Below are 20,911 nucleotides of genomic sequence, written 5' to 3'. Positions count from 1 at the left end.
TAATTAACCTTCTAGTATATATAATTAAATTACTTACATGAAATGGGGGTCTTTTGATGAAAAAACATCCACTTGAGCAATGGGGCTCAATGGTTGCAAGTAAAAAGGGAAGATTATTAGCACTAGCTTTTTGGGTGCTACTAGTAGTTGTATTCTCATTTGCTTGGCCACAAATCAATAGTATAGAAAGTGAGTCAGGCAAAAATTTACCTGATACGGAAATGTCTGAGCAAGCTGCGTCCATCATTGCAGAGCAATTTCCTAATGATGCTGGCACACCTCTATTGTTGGTGTGGCATCGCGAAAATGGCTTAACACCTGATGATTTTTCGGCTATACAAGGTGTATACAACGAGCTGCAAGCAAAGCCCTTAGCCCATCAAACAATGGTTCCACCATTTAATCAAATGCCGCCTCAGGCTTTAATGGCTTCCGCTTCCGAAAATGGTACAACAATTGTTACACCTGTGTTTTTTGAAAAAGGTGTCGCAACAGATATGCTACAGGATAGTTTAGATAAGCTGACAAAAATTATGGAAGGCTATCAAGTCCAATTAGATGATAAATTATCAAGCGATGCACTCCATGTGCGCTATTCTGGACCAGTGGGTATTGCCACTGATGCTGTCAGTTTATTTTCACAAGCAGATGTGAAGCTATTGATCGCAACTGTATTACTCGTTTTAGTATTACTTATTATTATTTATCGTTCTCCATTGCTAGCTATTATTCCTTTAATTGTTGTAGGGCTTGCCTATGGTGTAATTAGCCCGACACTTGGTTTTTTTGCTGAACAGGGATGGATAGATAAAGATTCACAGGCAGTTTCCATTATGACTGTTTTACTTTTTGGTGCAGGTACTGACTATTGTTTATTTTTAATTTCAAAATATAGAGAAATACTCTTTGATGTTGAGGATAAGACGGTCGCAATGAAGCTAGCTGTTAAAGAATCGGGTGGTGCTATTTTAATGAGTGCCCTAACAGTGGTTATAGGTTTAGCGACCCTTAGTCTTGCCCATTATGGCGCATTTCAACGCTTTGCCGTACCATTTAGTTTTGGTGTGCTTGTCATGGGGATCGCAGCACTTGTTGTCCTACCTGCAATTCTTGTCCTAATTGGGCGAGTAGCGTTCTTCCCCTTCACTCCTCGAACGGAGGAAATGGCCAATAAAAAGGGCAAGAAACAGCATAAGCCTTCACATAAGATCAGTCATAAAATTGGTCATTTTGTTACCCATAAACCTTGGGTCGTTATCGCTGTAACTGTAATCTTACTTGGAGGGTTAGCCGCATTTGTTCCACGAATTCAATATACATTTGATTTGCTTTCATCCTTCCCAAAAGATATGCCGTCTAGAGAAGGATTTACATTAATAGAAGAGAATTTTTCGCCTGGAGAGTTAGCACCTGTTCAATTAGTAATAGATACAGAAGGTACTGATATTAATATCCAGCAACAACTTGAAGCTATCTCTTATATTGATAGTGTGGCAGATGTACAAATTGGCGAAAAAAATAAGAACATACACTTGTATGAACTCAATTTCAATGCCAACCCATATGCACAGGAGTCATTAGCTCATATTCCTGAACTACAAAAAGAGGTTATTAAAATACTAGAGGCACAAGGTCTCAACAACGCTGAGAAGCATGTTTGGCTTGGTGGAGAAACAGCTAGTCAATATGATACACAACAAATAACCAAGCGAGATGAAACAGTAATCATGCCAACCATGATTGCCTTAATCGCGTTATTATTATTTGTCTATTTACGTTCTATTACAGCAACGGTTTATCTATTAGCGACTGTTATTATTTCCTATTTTGGGGCATTAGGTGCTGGATGGTTAATCTTACATCATATCATGGGGGCCGAAGCAATTTCTGGAGCAATTCCATTGTATGCTTTCGTGTTCTTAGTAGCTCTCGGAGAGGATTATAATATCTTTATGATCTCAGAAATTTGGAAAAAGCGTAAAACCACTGACCATTTAACAGCTGTAGAAGAAGGTGTTGTCCGAACAGGAAGCGTTATTACATCTGCTGGACTCATCCTAGCAGGTACATTTGCGGTGCTGGCAACATTACCGATTCAAGTGCTTGTTCAATTTGGTGTTGTGACAGCCATTGGTGTATTGCTCGATACATTTATTGTAAGACCATTACTTGTACCAGCCATCACAACAGTACTAGGTAAATATGCTTTTTGGCCAGGTAAGTTATTTAAAAAAGATGCCTAAATAGATAACACGGACATTAGCTAGGTGTGATTGTCATACATGCTCATGTCCGTGTTTTTTCTATTAATACTATAAGCATTTCATCATATAATTATAGTAAATTAACCTTATGACATTCTATTTAAATAAGGAGTGGCATGCATGGATCTACAAAAATTACAGCAACGTTTCCCATTATTAAGCCCCTTCTCAGGTAAAACTGATGAAAATTATGTATTTAATTTCGACAATCAGCTTTACGAAATTCCCATACACACAATGACACAAAATGAATATGAGCTATTGCGAATATTCTCAGGCCCCACTGTCTTATACGATAACTATGATATGATTTGGCTTGATTATTTTACAGATAAAACAGATATTGCTCCAACTAATCTTCCTATGCATCGTTTGTTATTTCTTCATTTTGATAAAGACTTTACCACATCTACATTATTGCGTTCAGTCTTTGAAGCTTTACTTGGGAAGGATATTATACTGCTATCGCTTCAACCACAATTATTTGTCATAATCGAATGTATCGACTGCAATGAGCTTTTAGATTTGGCTCATTATGTTAATCCCCTAATGGCAGACTTAGAGACTCATTTTAAGATTTTTGTTTCTGATATTATACACAACATCACCACGACAAAGGAACGATTTAGCTGGTATGTTCACCTTCTACCATCCATTTGGACTTATACACCAAAGCATGTACTCACACAGCAAGAGCTTTTAGTACCATATGTAACGCAGCATCTAGCCTATCAAGAGAAAGAGATTTTTATCTCCTCTATCCTAAAAAGAGCCACTTCTCAGCCAGAATTACTCCATACAATCAAGAAATTGATTGAATGTGATGGAAACATTACATTAGCATCTAAAAAGATGTATATGCACCGTAATACCTTACAAAATCGCTTAGAAAAATTTCAACAAATGACGCAAAAGGATATTCGGCAATTTTCCCATCGACTAGAAGTTTATCTCGCAATTATTTTCTTAGAATCACTTTAAGACCAACTGCACAAATTATGCCTTCAACACTGTGCAAGCTTTCCATATCACTCTATTCTAAAGTCATTTACAATGAAAATATGACTTGTAAAGGGGTGCAGTATGTATGGCGGAATTACGGTTAGAGCATATCTATAAGATTTACGATAAAAATATCCAGGCCGTAACTGATTTTAATTTGCATATCCATGATAAAGAATTCATTGTGTTTGTAGGCCCTTCTGGCTGTGGTAAGACCACAACTTTACGTATGATTGCTGGCTTAGAGGATATATCAAAGGGAGAACTATACATTGACGATGTTTTCATGAATGATGTGGAATCAAAAGATCGTAGCATTGCAATGGTATTTCAAAGCTATGCTTTATATCCACATATGACAGTCTATGATAATATGGCATTTAGCTTAAAGCTACGAAAGGTCGATAAAAAGGAAATAGATCGTCGTGTTAAAGAAGCTGCTAAGATTTTAGGATTAGAGGATTATTTAAAAAGAAAACCAAAGGCTCTATCTGGTGGACAACGTCAGCGTGTAGCACTGGGAAGAGCAATTGTCAGAGATGCTAAGGTATTTTTAATGGATGAGCCTCTTTCTAATTTGGATGCCAAATTACGTGTACAAATGCGAGCAGAAATCCAGAAGCTCCATCAACGAATTCAAACGACAACGATCTATGTTACACATGACCAAACAGAGGCTATGACGATGGCTACCCGTCTGGTCGTGATGAAGGATGGCCTTATACAACAAATTGGGACACCTAAAGAAGTATATAATACACCACTTAACATGTTTGTAGCAGGCTTTATTGGCTCACCATCCATGAACCTTTTCCACTGTCGTCTAACAGATACCGAGATTCTTTTAGGCGAGCAAAGCTTCCCTATCCCATCCATGCATTTACCATTGTTAAAGGAAAAAAATTATTTAGGGAAAGAGATTATTATGGGTATACGACCTGAGGATTTACAAATGACTGATGTTATTTCCCCTTACACTTTCACTGCAACAATTGATGTTGCAGAATTACTAGGAGCAGAAACTTATCTCTATTGTTCTTTAGTAAATCAGAATTTTATAGCTCGAGTACAGGCTGATAACAATTTTTATCCATCCGACAAGGTTTTCCTATTTATGAAGGAAGAAAAGATCCATTTCTTTGATCCTCAAACAGAGGAACGTCTTTGAAGCATGCATGCTTCGAATCCACGAGTTCGAGAAGAGAAAGCCAGCTGTATATCTCATTGATAGCAATCAAATTTATATTCAAACTTACACCTGGTACATTTAAATAAGAAATTAATTGATTTCTTCAAACGAATTAAAAGCACGCTAGGCATTATCACCTAACGTGCTTATTCTATTAATCTTATTTTGCTGCGGCTTGAATCTCAAAGTAAGCCCAATGCTCTTTAGGTATATCCTTGAAGATTTGTTCTGTGTCCTCAGTTGGTATTGGACGATTAAAGATTCGATTCAGTACCTTTACTGCCTGTGCACGTGTTAGTTTCTCTTCAGGTCTAAATTCACCATTGCCTGAGCCAACCATTATACCTATCGCACTTATGCGACTGATTTCTTTTGCTGCCCAATGCGAGAACGCCACATCACGATATGTTTCTCCACTTGCGGTTATTTCGCAATACGGGGTATCTGTAGACCCTTCTACACATTGCTTATCAATCCATCTCACAGCAATAACCGCCATTTCGGCTCTAGTAATCATTTCATTCGGCCCGAATGAACGATCATGACGTCCTTGCATAATTCCTTCTGTACGAATATATTCAATATCGTTTTTTGCCCATGAAGTAGCTGTATCTGCATAAAATAGGTTAGACGCTTCAGGTACATGATTGCCACTTAGGTTTCTTGCCAACATTGCTGCCATTTGGGCACGAGTGACATTTGTATTCGGACGGAAAGTGCCATCTGTATAGCCATGAATATAGGAAGCAAATGTGCTGTCTACCTCTATTGATTCTTTCTCTGGTTGCACTTCTTCCTGCGGTTGTTCTACATAAAGGAGAGAAAATGTAGAAAAGTGCTCTACATCAAAGACTATACCTGTTTGCCCTCTCGTAAATTCTGCAAAACGCCCACGTATTATTTCAGCTGTTCCATTACTATGTTCTACATAGACCATCATATTTTCTCGTTGAGCTGATGTGAGATTCGCTGGTAATGGTAGTAGCAATGTTACTTGACGGTTTTGTAGATTTGTGTCGATAGATATTGGCTGACCAACGAGTTTTACATTAGCGCCATTACCCTGTTGTAAAACTAGTTCAGCTTGTTTAGCCCGATCCTCGATAGCTTTTTGCCGCAATGCATCCCTAATCGGTACAATTCGGAAGAAAATATCTTCATTGAAATCATTCATTGAAGTAAAAGGAACATCTATTTTGACCATTCCCATAGCTATACTAAAATGTGATTTGCCCTCTATTAGTCGTTTAGCAGCATCTCTATCAAGTATCACCTTTGTTTCACTTGCTGGTGGTTCCATATTAGGGATCACAAGTCGAGATCTTTTATCTTCCTTATTCCCTATGATCCGAAGAAATTCGTTTGCATTTGCAACTGTAAAGTTTACTGTATCTTGAAAGCTACCGTTACTCAATACACGTGTTAACACGGTTTGGAGGAGCACATCATCTGGCATACTTTGATCTACAACATTTATTTTTAACTGATTACTTGGTGCAACAGGATCAGGTGTTGGTGTAGGACTAGGCGTTGATGATCCTCCATCTCCTGGTACATTGTTTTTAGACCACAAAGCATACAAGATCAAATTCCCTTTCCCCATTTGAATCGTTTGCCCAATTTTATAAGTAACACCTTTTCCATCAGCCTTCGTATTCCATCCGACAAATGTATAGCCTGCTTTTATTAAATTACCTGTATTACCCAGTATTATGATAGGGTCCTGATGTTTATACTCCTTTGAATCTGTTGGTACTATCCCCCCATCAGCCCCGTTACTGTCATACGTAACCGTTGCAACAGGATCAGGTGTTGATGATTCTCCATCTCCTGGTACATTGTTTTTAGACCACAAAGCATACAAGATCAAATTCCCTTTTCCCATTTGGATCGTTTGCCCAATTTTATAAGTAACACCTTTTCCATCAGCCTTCGTATTCCATCCGACAAATGTATAGCCTGCTTTTATTAAATTACCTGTATTACCCAGTATTATGATAGGGTCCTGATGTTTATACTCCTTTGAATCTGTTGGTACTATCCCCCCATCAGCCCCGTTACTGTCATACGTAACCGTTGCAACAGGATCAGGTGTTGATGATCCTCCATCTCCTGGTACATTGTTTTTAGACCACAAAGCATACAAGATCAAATTCCCTTTCCCCATTTGAATCGTTTGCCCAATTTTATAAGTAGCACCTTTTCCATCAGCCTTCGTATTCCATCCGACAAATGTATAGCCTGCTTTTATTAAATTACCTGTATTACCCAGTATTGTGATAGGGTCCTGATGTTTATACTGCTTTGAATCTATTGGTACTATCCCCCCATCAGCCCCGTTACTGTCATACGTAACCGTATATATTTGCAGTGCACTAGTCGTAAAATTCCAGGAAGTATTATTAGTAATACCTTTATACGCATTACCTGCTACATCCGTAAATGCACCTGCGTCAATTTGAATGCTGTAAGTGGTGTTATGGGATAAATCCAATGTAGGATTTACTGTCACAGTTTCATTAGTAACAGAAACATTTGCTTGTGTAACAGCAATTGTTTCGACAATTTGGTTGTCTGTAGCATTTCTTATGACAATATTTTTACTAGTTACAGGTAAGACCCTTTCATCAAATGTTAATACAAGATTATCTGCAGGCTGTACAGCAATTGCCTGATGCGCTGGGAAATAGGTTGTTATTTCAGGAGAAATTTTATCAAATATCACAATTGTCCCTGATGAAATCTCGGTTACCTGTAAGCCCTCATTCCCTGCAATATCTTGAAAATCAATTGTAAAACTGATAGGTCCCTCTAAGTCTATGGACTTTAACGTATAGCTTGCTTGCCATGTTTTAGCATCCCCATCACCTTTATCATTTACATTTGCTGTTTGTCCTAGGATTGATACATTCGGTGATTGAATGTCCTCACTTGTCTCAAAGTCGATTGTGATTACATCGTTTACCTTAGCAACTGTTGGATTAGCATTATTTGAAGCCATTGTCACCTTTTTTACTGTTGGCTTTACGCTATCGACAATGACATAGCTTCCATCAGTTACGTCCGTTACCTCTATTGCCGAATTACCTAACAGATCTTTAAAGTTAATTGTAATAGGTGCTGTTCCCTCTAAATCACCATTGACTATAACATATGTTGCCTGCCAGTTTGTGGATGCTCCTGTTACAATAGCAGCTTTCCCCAAAATGGTAATTATAGGTGCTTGTATATCTTTATTTGTTTTCATTGTTAAGGTGATCGTATCTCCTACTTTAGCCTTTGTAGGATCCAGATTATTCGATTTGATCTTTACCTCTACAGCTTTTGGCAGAGCTTTATCAATCACAAATGAAATGGTTGTGGTATTCCTTGCACTATCTGTTACTACCAAATTATAATTTCCAGATGTACTTACAGTGGCTCCACTTGAAAAGGTTGCTCCATTCAGGGTAGCAGTTCCTTCACTAAAACTAATCGTTACATCCGTGTTATAAACACCGTTATTTGTAACCCCTATTATGACTGGTGGTGTTGTATCTAGAACAATTGTATCTGAAAATGTATTTGATATATTGCCAGCAGTATCCCTTAGTTGCATATAAACTGTTTTACTACCTTCTCCATAGGATAAAGTCCAACTTTTCGTAGATATTTTTGACTCCCAACTGGACCAAGTAGTACCATCATTCGAAAAGCGCATTTCTATCGCTTCTCCTTCTAAATCAGTTGCCGTCATTGTTAAGTTAACATTAGTAGAATTTGTATATGCTTCCCCATTATTAATCATAATAGAGCCTGTTGGTGCATTATTTTTAGTAATCTGGATTGTAAACTTCTTGTCAAACGTATTGCCAGCCTCATCTGTTACTCTTATCGTAATCTTATAACTATTTTTCGTATCATATTCAAACGACATATTTGTCTTTAATACATTTCCATCAATCGTAAAGAAGCTTGTATCCCCAGACTGTAATGAATACGTGAATGTTTGCGAGCTTCCTGAATCTGTTGCTGTCAATGTCCCAACAGTTGTACCAATAGGCTTCATTTCTTGTACAGTAGTATTACTAAGACCTATTTCGGTAGGTGGTGTTCCATCATAAATTATTTGTAATTCATTTGATGCTTTATTCAATGCACCTCCACTATTTGCAACTATCTTTTCAGGAATTTTGATTTTCACAGCTCCATCAGCAATAGGTGATATAAGAGCTGTATATGTGGTACCACTCCCTGACAGAATTGCCACATTTCCATTTGTAACTTCGATATCCCCAATCATAAAGCCTGTCACTGACTCACTGAATACCAAAGTTATAAGAATTGAATTGCTATTTGTTGGACTAGAATCATTTGGTATAATTATCACTGCTGGACGTGCATTGACGACTAGCTCCATTGTATAGTCAGTACTAAAATCGATACCATCACTTACCTTAAATGTAAAAGATGAAGATGTGCCATTTTCCGTAATATATCTTAAATTACCTGCATCTAAATTAGCCTTACTAATTGTCATACCATTTGTAATAGCTTCCCCACCATCAAATTGCTGATTATTGTTGTTATCAAGAAAGAGCTGTCCGCTATTTGGGATAGTAGAGATTTGAATCTGTTGCAAAGTATCTCCAGCATCTTCATCAGAAAAAGCAAAAGAAGTACTAGTAAATGTATACACTTGACCCTCGTTTACATTTTCGGTTCCATTACTGGATGTCGGTGGTTTATTTAATGCAGTGATTGTTACCTCCTGCATCATATAGGCACTCTTATTGCCATCAATATCTTTGACAATGACATTAAAATAATAGGTTGTATTAGCTACAAGACCTGTAACATTAAAGGAGTTACTATCTTTGGTATAACCGCCTAACGGTGTCCCATTCAATTCTATGGTACTAACCGTATCAATATTGTTACTACTAGATTGATAGACTTGATATTCTAAATCCTCTTGAGCTGTTATATCATCAGATGCTTTAGCCCAGTCCAACTGTACGCCTGAGGTAGTAATATTTGAAGGAGTTATAGCACCATTTGTAATTGTTGGTGGACTATTATTTGGGATATCAATCGTAAATTGGGTAAACGTTAAATCCCATAGTCCCGCTTGTACAGTAGGTATAAAATTTACACTCGCAGTAATGACAAATGAGTTGATTCCTTCTATATTAATAGGAATATCATAAATAGGCTCATGATTTGCAACTGTCTTAAAAATTACAGGATTTCCTTTTGGGTTTCCTGCCCCATCATACCCTTGAATTGTTATGGACAATGCATCGTTTTCAAGATGTTTATTAGTCGTATTAATTTTTAATGATTTTAAATCGAAGATCCCACCTGCAAAGCTTTCCCCAGCAGAAATTCTAATTGATTTTGGTGGTGAATATTCATCTGCATCAAAATAATAACCAGCTGGAAATTGTGATCCATTGCTATATGTGAATAAATTAATACCATTATCACCAGGAATACCGCTTACTACAAAGCCATTATTTGTGTCATCTTTCCACGAAGCTTGAGTTAAATCCTGTATACAACTTGGAAAATCTGGCGAATCGCAAGCAGCCGCCTCCACCTTTAAAGGTGAAACGAACCCTAATCCCATCAATTGACTATAAGCGACCAACACCAAACACAGGGTTATGGTTAATATCTTTTTTCCCATTCTATATTCTCCTTCTTGGTTTCACACCCTTCATTTAATGAATCGTTAACTCTTAGGAGGCCATTCCCCATATAAACAAATAATAAAGTTCAGTCCTAAATATGGCTGCATATTGTTATGTGGTTGACTTCCTCCAACAGCATTAACCGTCATTAGATTCATTTGTTTATTTACTTGTGACGTATAAACTGGGACAGTTCCTTTCCCTTGCTGATCTGTCCATATTGCACCCGTTGGATCATTATTAGTGGTTTGAAGATTGTTACAATTTGCTAGATGATTATGACTAGGCATCTCATTTTCCAACAGCGTTACAGAGGGTGCACCACCACTACTCCCTATAATTCTAGGCGTTAAACCTACACCTGTTCCTTGATGAATAGCTGCTCTACCATTTAAATTTGGTAATGCAAAGGTTGTTTTACCATCTCCTCCATATCTGTTACCCAAAATAGCATATAATGCACTATTCGAGGCAATGTTTATTATCTGACCATCACACAAAGCCCAGTCTTTTGGTGCAAAATTACCGCCAAATATTCTAATTTCTCCAATATATGCTTCTGACACTTTGCCCACCTCCTTTTTTCTAATTTCTTGATGGATAAATTCCTACTAAAGCTATGCAGTAATTAGCGACACTGTATGGCTGCATATTTTGATGTGACTGCGAATTTCCTGATGTTGACAATGCTTGCATGTTCATAATAGTATTTGGTTGATTGACAGAATAAATATTATTAGCAGATGTACCCCATACATTTCCAGCAGCCACTTTCAACGTAGCACTTTCTGAACTACCATTAACAATATGTGTATGAGTCGGCATCTCATTAGTTGTTAATACATGTGCTTCTTCTCCTGCTTTTTGTCCACGTGTGATGCTACTGCTTACATGAACTGGGACTCTTCCCCTTAAATCAGGTAATGCAAATGTCGTAGAGCCATTTCCACCATAAGTTGCTCCTAAAATTGAATACAGCGCTTGGTTTGTATTAATTTGCAATATTTGCCCATCGCATCTTGCCCATCCGCTTGGAACTGTCCCAAAGCTAAATAATCGTATTTCACCTACATATTGTTCACTCATCCTTCATACCTCCTATTCTGTTGGATACATACCGTAAAGGGCAATAATGTAACTAATTGTTAAAAACGGCATTACATTGTTATGAGGAGCGTTTCCTCCCACACTTGAAACAATGGCGGCATTCATTGTGCCATTTGGTGGTTGTGTCGAATATTGTATATTTTTTGCCCAAACTGCATTTTCTGGACTAGGTGTTGTGCCATCAAGAGAAGAAGCTTTTACCTGATGTGTATGTGCGGGAAGCTGTGAAGAGATTAAAGTGACGGTTTCCGCCCCTCCCATTTGACCATTGACAAAGGTAGTACCAGTAGTTGGATTCTGTCCTTGATGTACTATAACCCTGCCTTGAAAATTTGGTAATGCAAAGGTTGATTGACCATCTCCCCCGTAGGTTGTACCAATCAAAGAAAAAAGTATTTCATTTTCGGAAATAGATAATAGTTGACCATTACAAAGAGCCCAGCCATCTGGGGCATAATCACCAGCAAATAATCGAATTTCTCCGACATATTGTTCCATCCTTAAAACCTCCTTACAAAATATTGCTTTACCTAGCACATTACAATAACAAGGTTAAAATTAGGTTAAAAAATGTATTTTTTCCCAAACAGACTAACTCACCTACCATTTAATCCAATATCAATACAATGTTTTTGCTTATAAGAAAGATTTAAGAAAAGTGGGTAATGGCATTACATCTAGCTATCTACCTCCAAACCAGAATTCGTTTTATTTCCGGGAAAGAAAAATATCAAAAGCTATCGAGAGAAAACTTCTCGATAGCTTTTGTTTACAGTCTAAACATACAAACTTTAATATGTTTTTATTTTATTTTTTCTTTTAGCCACTTTTTTATGCAACCTCTGAATAACTGAACGTGTTTCATCTAAATGATCCACTGTTTGCTCATAGGCACTCGTCACTACCCCCATAAATAAAATATCAACGACAAGTAACTGCGCTAGACGTGAGGAAGTGGCACCACTTCTAAAAGTTGCTTCAACATTTGGAGAGACATATAAACAAATGTCTGCTAGGCTAGACACTAGTGAACTACCGTAGCGCGTTAAACTGATTGTAGTGGCTGGTGTTTGGCTAGCTATTTCAAGGATTTTAGCCACTTCGTGCGTTTCTCCGGAGAAGGAGATACCTACTACTACATCCCCCTTCTGTGTATTAACAACGGCTGTAGCGCCTAAATGCAAATCCACAAATGCCCTACTATTTTTATTGATTCGTAAAAATTTTTGGTCTGCATCCATTGCTGCTATACCTGATGCACCCACTCCAAAAAATATAATTTTATCAGCTTGTGATAAGGCCGTTATGGCACGCTCTAATTCAGCAATATTTATTAAATTAGCTGTTTGTGTCAAAATTTCACTACTTTGCGTCGTTACCTTCTCTACAATCGATGGCAACGCTTCATTCGCCTCAATATCTCGATCTTCAATTTTAGCATGTTGTAAATCACCAGCAATGCGCAATTTCAGCTCTTGAACACCACTAATATTTAACGATTTACATAGACGAATAACTGCGGCACTACTTGTTTGACTTGCCTCTCCTAGTTCAACCGCTGTCATTTTTATAGCCTGTGTTGGGTGTGCTAATATATAGCTTGCCACCTTTTTTTCGGAGAGTGGAAGCTTTTCGCACATTTCAGCAAGCATAATTAAACCCGCATTTATTTTTTCCATTTTTCCAGCTCCATCTCTAGATAAAAGGAAGTTATCCATGTACCTCCTTCATCAATATTTCTTTAGTGCCACCGCTCTCCGCACATGCCCTTCTGATTGAGCAAGTAATTCCGTCGCCTCTTCAATCGTTGTATTCGTCAGTAGCACCACAATCGCGAGCTTTACTTGATAATTGTTTTGCTCCAGAACACTTTCAGCCTGACTATAAGAAACTCCCGTTACCTCACAGACGATTTGTTTGGCTCTCTCTCGCAATTTAAAATTACTAGCATGAACGTCCACCATTAAATTTTTATAGACCTTTCCAAGTTTAATCATGGTTGTCGTTGTAATCATATTTAATATTTGTTTATGAGCTGTTGCAGCCTTTAGTCTTGTAGAACCTGTTAAAATTTCTGGTCCTGTAATCACCTCTATTGCAATATCTGCATGCTTACTAATAATAGAATGAGCGTTGCTCACTAAGCTGATTGTTTTTGCCCCTAGTTGTTGAGCATAGTTTAATGCTCCTTTGACAAAAGGCGTTCGACCGCTTGCTGCAATCCCTATCACTACATCTCGGTTTGTTAGCTGTTGTTTCTGTAGTTCAAGCTCTCCTAATGAAAGATCATCTTCTGCACCTTCTATGGCAATCATTACTGCATCTGCTCCTCCAGCCAATATTGCCTGTACAAGCTTTGGTGATGTACTAAATGTAGGTGGACACTCTACGGCATCTAGCAAACCAATTCGCCCACTTGTCCCTGCACCAACATAAAATAATCTACCGCCATTCTTTAGTGCATCCACAACAGCTGTGACAGCCTGCTCGATTTCAGGTAAAACCTTTGCTATGGCTAATGGTACTTTTTTATCCTCTTCATTCATCAGCTTTACAATTTCAATAGTGGACATTAAATCTAGATTTGTCGTATCTGGATGATAGCCTTCAGTCGTCAGTTTTGTCATTCGTTCCATTGAAATCAAATCCCTCCACACTAGTTTTCATGGATACTCATCCAAGTTCCTTTTACCTTTCGTTGTAAAGCCTCTGTGATTGGAATTCCTTCACTGAGAAGTCCATTAACGAAAGCTCCTATAACAGGTGGCACCTCTGGTTGTATTAGTTGATTAGGTATTTTAGCAAGCTGTAATTTTTCTCGAAAGCATTGAACAAAATAAAAATTTTCGAATAAACCTCCACATAGGACAATAGAGTCACCTTTTAGCTGAGGCTCTTTTTTCAACATTATTTGGATGAAATGAGTTAAATGATGAGCAGCGTGTTCAATAATTTTTTGTGCCCTATCATTATTTTGCTCTGCTAAACGCAACACCACACGAGCTACGGAGGCTATGAGTACACGTGGCTGTGGATGCTCATAAACATGCATAATAATTTCAGTAGGATTCTTTAATGCTAGCTGCTCCATAATAGTCGCTGTAAACAGATCCTCATTCACGCCAATAGCATCGTAATGTCGCGTAATCAATCGCAATGCCTCTTGCCCTATATAGTAGCCACTGCCCTCATCTCCTAATAAATAACCCCATCCTCCAACACGACTAACTTGATGATTTTTTCCAACTGCATATACGATGGAACCCGTCCCTGCTATCACAACGATCCCTTGCTGTGTAAATGTGCCGCTAGTAAGTGCCGCTACCGCATCATTGGTGATGGTTATCTTACAGGAGCTAGCAGGGAAAAGGAAGCTAATCCATTGCTCCCAGCGTTCTTTATCTAACAGGCGATCGCCCCCTGCCACACATAAGAACACCGCAGCAATATCATTATTTGTTGCATCTATCTTTTGTAGTAACGTGGCAAGGAGCTTGATAATATGTAGCCTTACCTCGTCAGGTGGCGTTGATTTTATATTCGTTCCAGCTCCTTCAACAAAAGCCAGCACTTCCCCTTTTCTTGTCCCAATCACTGCACGAGTTCTCGTCCCACCACCATCGACCCCAATAATGTATTCCCTATTTAATGGCACCAGCCGTCAGCCCCTCCATAAATTGCTTTGAGGCAATAAAGAATAATAGGATCATTGGTAATGAAGCTAATGTTAAACCTGCAAAAAGAGAGCCCCAATCTGCCGAATGCTCCCCAAAAAGTGACATCATTCCAACAGGTATCGTCCGTTTCATTTTTTCTGTAATAAAAATAAGTGGGAAAAAGAAATCATTCCATGAAGCAATAAAATTTATAATCACCACTGTTCCAAGGGCAGGTCTCATTAACGGTAACATTACATGCCAAAGAACTCTTAAGTTCCCCGCCCCATCTATACGGGCTGCTTCCTCTAATTCATAAGGCATTGTTTTAAAAAAGCCAGTTAAGATCAGCATGGATAATGGAATACCTGTCGCCATGTTCATCAAAATTAAAGACCATAAGGAATTGATCAGTCCTAAATCACGCATTAATATAAAGAGCGGGACAATCCCCAATTTTATAGGAATCATCATGCCTAATAAAAAAATAAAGAACAATGCATGATTCCAAGAAAATTTAAAGCGAGCAATATAAAATGCAGCCAGTGAACAAACAACCACTATTAGTATCACAGATACAATACTGACAAATAGACTGTTTAGAAAGTATGTGGTAAATGGAATTTTTGCTAATAATGTACGGTACGTATCTAAGCTAAAGCTAGTCGGTAAACCCAATGGATTTTTATAGATATCCACGCTCTGTTTAAATGAAGATAAAATCATTAACAAAATTGGATATAAACTAATGGTCGCTACTGTAAACACCACGAGATAATAAAATGGTCGAACCCAAATAGCGCCTTGCTTCACTATACTCACCCCTTACATTTGAACATTCTTTTTATTGGCAAAGCGTAAAAATAGCGTCGTACAAACTAATATAAATAAGAATAGTACTGTAGCCAACGCCGAACCCAACCCAATAGCTGTTGTGCCAGAAGCCGTAGAGCTACCAAATGCTAAGCGATAGAAAAACACGGCTAACGTATCTGTAGAATAGTACGGCTCTCCCATGGAGCCCTGCATTGCATATACTAATTCAAATGCTTCAAACGATTGGATAAATGTTAAAATGCCCATGATCATAATTGATGGCACCATTAAAGGCAAGTAAATCGTACGCAATAAAGTAAAGCCCTTAGCGCCATCTAACTTTGCAGCTTCGACTAACTCGCTTGGGATCCCTTGAAAGCCAGCAAGAAAAATTAAGACACCAAAACCTAATCCAAACCAACAATTGACTAAAATAATGGCGATTAACGCCGTTTTGGGATCACCCAGCCAAGCCTTTTGCAAGGTTTCAAGACCTAATTTCTCCAAAATGACATTTAAAGTACCGAAATTTGGATTTAGAATGAGCTTCCATAAGAAACCTACAACAATCACTGATAATAATCGCGGTAGAAAGAAAGCAGCCTTAAAAAACTCTGCACCTTTAATTTTTTGATAAATAATAAAGGCAAGAAAGAAGGCAAATCCATTCATCACAATCATTTGCACAACAAAATAGAGGACATTATGTTTAAAGGCATTCCAAAACATGGAGCCATAGGGTTCTGTCGTAAAAAGCGTCACAAAATTTTGGAAACCGATAAAATCACCACGAGCCATCCCTTTCCATTCAAAAAAACTATAGGATAATGCCGCTAATATCGGATAAAGCACAAACAACCCATAGATTATCAGTGCTGGAATAGGGAAAAGATGGATAGTCCACCTTACTCTCGATTTCCTCCTTCTTACTGATGGAGCTGTATATTCTCTTATCATGAGTAGCCTCCTTTTACTAATCATGAAACAACGAGACCCCTAAACTCCTTATAGCACTTCAGGGGTCTGCTGACTTGATGCTTTCATTATTTTTGAAATGGCGTAAACCAAGTTTTAGCGTTTTCCTGTATTTTTTTGGCAACCTCTTCAGGCGTAACTTGACCTAAATACATGCCTTGTAGCTCACTTTCAAGCAAGCTCTTTGTTGTTGGGTCCCCACCAGTAAAATTAGTTACCCACATATATGGCGTTGCTTCATTGGCAGTCGAATGACTAATAGCATTTAACAATGCATCATCAGAGGTAATACCTGGAATAGCACTGATCATCGAAAACTCTTTTACAAACAACTCACCAAACTCCTTAGTTGTTAAAAATTCTAAAAATACTTTAGCCGCTTCTTTATTTTTCGAATTAGCATTGATCGCAAATGAGCCGTCTACCCAAGTCGTCACCGTTGTATTACCCTCTTTAGATGGAATAGGGAAATAACCTAAATCTAAATCTGGGTTCATTTCTAATACAACAGGAATTTCCCAGCTACCTAACGGGAACATAGCCGCGTCTTCTAGTGCAAACAAAGTACGGATATCATCCATTCCTAAGCCTTCTGAATTGACAGGAAAATACTTTTTCAAGTCATTCATTACTTGAATTGATTCAATAAACTTCGGATCTGTAAAATCCTTTTCTCCTGCGAGCACTGCTGTGTAAAAGTCATTGCCCTCATAAACAGCAGGACCGACAATACCATGTAGCAACGATAATAGCCAGCCTTCTTTTGTACCCATTGCAATTGGTGTAATACCCTTTTCTAATAATTGGTCATTTAATGCCATGAATTCATCCCATGTAGTAGGAATTTCAAGATTATTATCTTTAAAAATCTTCTTATTATAAAAAAATTGTGTAGAGCTTAAGTTAATTGGTACACCGTACTGATTCCCTTGGTCATCGCGAGAAGCCTTTAATGCTTCTTCAGGAAATACATTCAATCCATTTAAGTCGTTTATTTTCTCAACATAACCTGCCTCCGCAAGCTTCAATCCAGCTGCATAGGGACGTAAGTGGAAAATATCTGGACCCTCTCCAGCCTGTAATGACGTATTGAGGACTGTATTATATTCAGTATTTTTAGTTGGATTAAATGAAACATGTATCTCAGGATGTTGTTCATTGAATAAAGCAATCACTTTTTCATACTTGGCAACATCTTCTGTGCGCCAACTCCCTATTGTTAGGGAGACCTCTTCCGTTTTCGGTTTCTCTTCATTATCAGGTGTTGTTGAGGTCGTTATTTTCTCATTCTTGTTACAGCCTACTAAACCCACAATGAGTAATAAAAGAAGCAGCAATAACCATTTACTCTTTTGTCTCATACCAGCAGATCCACCCTTCATATCAGTAATTTTTCATAAATCATCGTATGAAGCTTCTCTCTAATCCTTCCCATGTTTGTATTTCTCCCATAATGCACAGCATTCGTTAGTAAAATGACAAATGCCTTTTTTACAGGGTCCATCCAAATACTCGTGCCTGTAAATCCTGTATGACCAAATGAGCCCTTGCTCCACCTCCTACCAAAACAAAATGATGCTTCATCTCCTCCCCATACTTCAAAGCCAAGTCCCCTCGTTTTAAAAGTTTTCGTATAGGCAAGCTCTAACCATTCATATGGAATTACACTTTGTTGCTTGATCCCCAACCAAATTTCCGCATACTTTGCTAAATCCTCTACACATGAAAATAAACCTGCGCTACCAGCAATACCATCTAGTAAAAAAGCTTTCTCATCATGGACTATTCCCTGCACAAATTGACCTGCCACCATTTCTGTAGATGCTGCAAGCGTCCTTCTATGCACAGGCAGTTGAAAACATGTATGATGCATGCCCCATGGCTTAAAAATCTCTTGCTCTACAAAACTTTTTAATGAAATGCCAGTAACTTTCTCAATCACCTTTCCTAGAATAATCATACCTAAATCACTATATTGCACTTGTTCATTTGGCTGCCAAACTACATCACTTGTCAGTACCTCCTGCAGGATGTCACGCTTATGCTGCTGTCTCTTGACTACAGGTGTTAAATCTGCTGGCAATCCTGAGCAATGCTGCAATAAATGCTGGATTGTAATAAGAGGATATTTAAAATCAGGCAAATAGGTTTGAACTGGATCTGTTATATAAACTTGATTTCGACTCATCAGGAGTAAAATAGCTGGGAGTGTTGCGACAACTTTTGTTAAGGAGGCTAAATCAAACAACGTATTACTTAAAATAACTTGCTCGCTGCCATCCTCAGCTGTATAGGCTCCATAATTGCCTGAAAATAGCCTTCTTTCTTGCTGTTGAACAATTAATACAGCACCTGGAATTTTTCGTTCTTTCACTAAGCCAGTCATATATGCATCTACCAAGCAAGCACCCCACTATTAAATGTCTAAATTTTCTGTAAATTAGTATTATCATATAAAATAAAATGATGAAAAATAACACCAATCCTAAAATTTTTTTTCATATGTCCTCAATAAAAAATCCCTAGCTAGTAACTATTTACTGGCTAGGGATACTCTTGATTATTTAGTTGGTTTTTTTAAATCCATTGACGCTGCTGCGCTTTCAACTTTTACGCGTTTCAAGAAGAAGGCAAGTACCACTGCAATCACTGTTATACCAGCTGCAATTAAGAAGGAATGCGTAATACCATCTAATAAGGCAGTTTGCATAATTTGATCTTGCATTTGTTGCATTTGCTCTGCTGTAGGCGCTGCTCCTGATTGTGCAGCATTTGCTTTCGCTTCTGCAATTAATTCTTCCGCTTTAACTTTTGTACGATTATTCATAAATGTTACAAGGATCGCACTACCGATTGCTCCTGATACCTGCTGTAATGTATTATTAATGGCTGTACCATGTGGATTCATCATTTGTGGTAGTTGATTTAAACCGTTTGTCATAATAGGCATCATGACCATCGACATACCGAACATACGAATTGTATACATCGATACGATATATGTGTAGCTTGAATCAATTTCTAACTTTGTTAAACCGAAAGTTGCGATTGTTGTAATCGTTAATCCAACAATAGCCAACACACGTGGACCAAATTTATCGAAAAGCTTACCAGTGATTGGTGACATAATCCCCATGACAAGAGCTCCTGGAAGCATCATCAAGCCAGCTTCAAATGGTTCGATACCGCGGATAGACTGTACATATGCTGGTGTTAAAATCATCCCTGAGAACATTGCCATAGAGATAATAACTGAGATTACAGACCCTAAAGCAAACATTGGATATTTATAAATACGTAATTCCAGTAATGGCTCATCCATTTTCAGCTGTTTAACAACGAAAATAATTAAAGCAATGAAGCCAATCGTAATTGTGCCATATACCCATGGACTTGACCAACCTTTATCTCCTGCTGTACTAAAGCCGTATAAAATACCACCAAATGCAACTGTTGATAAAAGTACTGAAGGGAAATCTAAGTGAACTTCACGTGTCTCCATCACGTTTCTTAGTTTCCAAACACCAAATAATAAACTAATTAAAGCAAATGGAATAATCATTTGGAAAAGCATACGCCAATCATGATGTTCCACAATATACCCTGATAATGTAGGACCAATTGCCGGCGCCATAATCATAACTAAACCAAAGATCCCCATTGCTGCCCCACGCTTTTCTTTCGGGAAGCTTGTTAGCATAACGTTCATTAAAAGTGGTGACATACTAGAAGCTCCGGCTGCTTGCACCATTCGACCTGCTAGTAGCATGCCAAAATTAGGAGCGAAACCTGCCATAATTGTACCAATTGTAAAGATAGACATCGCTGTAATAAATAAATGTCTGTTTTTAAAGCGTGTCACAAAGAATGCTGAAGCAGGCACTAAAATACCGCTCACAAGCATATACCCTGTTGCTAACCATTGTACTTTTGAATAGGTGATCCCAAAATCTTTCATGATTGTTGGTAATGCCACATTCAACAATGTGTTATTTAGAAAAGCAACAAAAGCACCCACAAATAGAATAGCTATCATGCCATAAGGGGGCTTTTTCATTGTTTGCTCACTATTCATTTATATCCCTCAATTCTTTCTTGTGTTTTACGATAAAACTTATTTTATACTCGTAGTCTACTTTTTTCAACATATAAGTTTATATTTTTTATAAACGTTGATATAAAAGCGTTTCAAGTGTAGAATAAGAGTATAATATTATAAAAAAGGTG

At 37.9% G+C, this 20,911-nt stretch carries 15 protein-coding genes; 3 read left to right on the top strand and 12 right to left on the bottom strand.

The genetic code is table 11. The annotated features are described in order from the left end of the window. Positions 1 to 56 precede the first annotated feature (56 nt). From NY607_RS11335 to NY607_RS11325, 3 genes are all read left to right on the top strand, one after another. Positions 57 to 2,243 (top strand): MMPL family transporter, encoded by a 2,187-nt coding sequence (locus NY607_RS11335; protein WP_131522419.1) that lies wholly within the window; start codon positions 57 to 59, stop codon positions 2,241 to 2,243. Positions 2,244 to 2,384: 141 nt separating this feature from the next. Continuing rightward, positions 2,385 to 3,245, top strand: a complete 861-nt coding sequence (locus NY607_RS11330; RefSeq protein ID WP_131522418.1) for a PucR family transcriptional regulator — start codon at positions 2,385 to 2,387, stop codon at positions 3,243 to 3,245. Positions 3,246 to 3,351: 106 nt separating this feature from the next. After that, positions 3,352 to 4,434: an ABC transporter ATP-binding protein gene (locus NY607_RS11325; protein WP_131522417.1), complete on the top strand. Its 1,083-nt coding sequence runs from the start codon at positions 3,352 to 3,354 to the stop codon at positions 4,432 to 4,434. A 181-nt stretch (positions 4,435 to 4,615) separates the two neighbouring features. Here the strand turns inward: NY607_RS11325 and NY607_RS11320 are convergent, their stop codons facing one another. The 12 genes from NY607_RS11320 to NY607_RS11265 all read right to left on the bottom strand — a co-directional run bounded on the left by NY607_RS11320 (position 4,616) and on the right by NY607_RS11265 (position 20,759). Then, complete coding sequence (locus tag NY607_RS11320) at positions 4,616 to 10,126, bottom strand: InlB B-repeat-containing protein (protein WP_259419705.1); 5,511 nt, start codon at positions 10,124 to 10,126, stop codon at positions 4,616 to 4,618. 45 nt (positions 10,127 to 10,171) lie between these two features. Next, the gene (locus NY607_RS11315; protein WP_066038390.1) at positions 10,172 to 10,696 is read right to left on the bottom strand and encodes a phage tail protein; all 525 of its coding nucleotides are present in this window, start codon (positions 10,694 to 10,696) and stop codon (positions 10,172 to 10,174) included. Between the two features lie 19 nt (positions 10,697 to 10,715). Further along, positions 10,716 to 11,216 (bottom strand): phage tail protein, encoded by a 501-nt coding sequence (locus tag NY607_RS11310; RefSeq protein WP_131522416.1) that lies wholly within the window; start codon positions 11,214 to 11,216, stop codon positions 10,716 to 10,718. 12 nt (positions 11,217 to 11,228) lie between these two features. Then, entirely contained in the window at positions 11,229 to 11,735 is a 507-nt protein-coding gene (locus tag NY607_RS11305; RefSeq protein ID WP_259419704.1) for a phage tail protein, read from the bottom strand. A 293-nt stretch (positions 11,736 to 12,028) separates the two neighbouring features. Then, on the bottom strand, positions 12,029 to 12,916 hold the full coding sequence (locus NY607_RS11300; RefSeq protein ID WP_258859036.1) for a MurR/RpiR family transcriptional regulator: 888 nt from the start codon (positions 12,914 to 12,916) through the stop codon (positions 12,029 to 12,031). Between the two features lie 51 nt (positions 12,917 to 12,967). Beyond that, positions 12,968 to 13,873 (bottom strand): N-acetylmuramic acid 6-phosphate etherase, encoded by a 906-nt coding sequence (murQ, locus tag NY607_RS11295; RefSeq protein ID WP_258859037.1) that lies wholly within the window; start codon positions 13,871 to 13,873, stop codon positions 12,968 to 12,970. Between the two features lie 20 nt (positions 13,874 to 13,893). Then, complete coding sequence (locus tag NY607_RS11290) at positions 13,894 to 14,892, bottom strand: N-acetylglucosamine kinase (RefSeq protein ID WP_259419703.1); 999 nt, start codon at positions 14,890 to 14,892, stop codon at positions 13,894 to 13,896. Beyond that, positions 14,879 to 15,706, bottom strand: coding sequence for a carbohydrate ABC transporter permease (locus NY607_RS11285; RefSeq protein ID WP_131522425.1), 828 nt, complete (start codon positions 15,704 to 15,706; stop codon positions 14,879 to 14,881). Before NY607_RS11285 ends, NY607_RS11290 begins: the two co-directional genes overlap by 14 nt. 12 nt (positions 15,707 to 15,718) lie before the next feature. Beyond that, entirely contained in the window at positions 15,719 to 16,666 is a 948-nt protein-coding gene (locus NY607_RS11280; RefSeq protein WP_258859039.1) for a carbohydrate ABC transporter permease, read from the bottom strand. Between the two features lie 86 nt (positions 16,667 to 16,752). Beyond that, positions 16,753 to 18,045 carry an ABC transporter substrate-binding protein gene (locus NY607_RS11275; protein ID WP_131522410.1) on the bottom strand — a complete coding sequence of 431 codons (1,293 nt, stop codon included), beginning with the start codon at positions 18,043 to 18,045 and terminating at the stop codon, positions 16,753 to 16,755. Between the two features lie 17 nt (positions 18,046 to 18,062). Further along, complete coding sequence (locus tag NY607_RS11270) at positions 18,063 to 19,085, bottom strand: serine hydrolase domain-containing protein (RefSeq protein ID WP_131522409.1); 1,023 nt, start codon at positions 19,083 to 19,085, stop codon at positions 18,063 to 18,065. 159 nt (positions 19,086 to 19,244) lie between these two features. Continuing rightward, on the bottom strand, positions 19,245 to 20,759 hold the full coding sequence (locus NY607_RS11265) for a DHA2 family efflux MFS transporter permease subunit (protein ID WP_131522408.1): 1,515 nt from the start codon (positions 20,757 to 20,759) through the stop codon (positions 19,245 to 19,247). Between the last annotated feature and the right edge of the window lie 152 nt (positions 20,760 to 20,911).

It is taken from the genome of Lysinibacillus sp. A4 (assembly GCF_024919535.1).
GTDB lineage: Bacteria > Bacillota > Bacilli > Bacillales_A > Planococcaceae > Lysinibacillus > Lysinibacillus capsici.
The sequence above is the reverse complement of the archived record's forward strand: the minus strand, read 5'-3'. Positions and strand labels throughout refer to the sequence as shown.

What these genes read in the sequence shown, in the direction of transcription:
- NY607_RS11325 (WP_131522417.1), top strand. Translation starts at nt 3,352, where the DNA reads ATGGCGGAATTACGGTTAGAGCATATCTATAAGATTTACGATAAAAAT.
- NY607_RS11275 (WP_131522410.1), bottom strand. Translation starts at nt 18,045, where the DNA reads ATGAGACAAAAGAGTAAATGGTTATTGCTGCTTCTTTTATTACTCATT.
- NY607_RS11335 (WP_131522419.1), top strand. Translation starts at nt 57, where the DNA reads ATGAAAAAACATCCACTTGAGCAATGGGGCTCAATGGTTGCAAGTAAA.
- NY607_RS11280 (WP_258859039.1), bottom strand. Translation starts at nt 16,666, where the DNA reads ATGATAAGAGAATATACAGCTCCATCAGTAAGAAGGAGGAAATCGAGA.
- murQ (WP_258859037.1), bottom strand. Translation starts at nt 13,873, where the DNA reads ATGGAACGAATGACAAAACTGACGACTGAAGGCTATCATCCAGATACG.
- NY607_RS11265 (WP_131522408.1), bottom strand. Translation starts at nt 20,759, where the DNA reads ATGAATAGTGAGCAAACAATGAAAAAGCCCCCTTATGGCATGATAGCT.
- NY607_RS11305 (WP_259419704.1), bottom strand. Translation starts at nt 11,735, where the DNA reads ATGGAACAATATGTCGGAGAAATTCGATTATTTGCTGGTGATTATGCC.
- NY607_RS11310 (WP_131522416.1), bottom strand. Translation starts at nt 11,216, where the DNA reads ATGAGTGAACAATATGTAGGTGAAATACGATTATTTAGCTTTGGGACA.
- NY607_RS11330 (WP_131522418.1), top strand. Translation starts at nt 2,385, where the DNA reads ATGGATCTACAAAAATTACAGCAACGTTTCCCATTATTAAGCCCCTTC.
- NY607_RS11300 (WP_258859036.1), bottom strand. Translation starts at nt 12,916, where the DNA reads ATGGAAAAAATAAATGCGGGTTTAATTATGCTTGCTGAAATGTGCGAA.
- NY607_RS11320 (WP_259419705.1), bottom strand. Translation starts at nt 10,126, where the DNA reads ATGGGAAAAAAGATATTAACCATAACCCTGTGTTTGGTGTTGGTCGCT.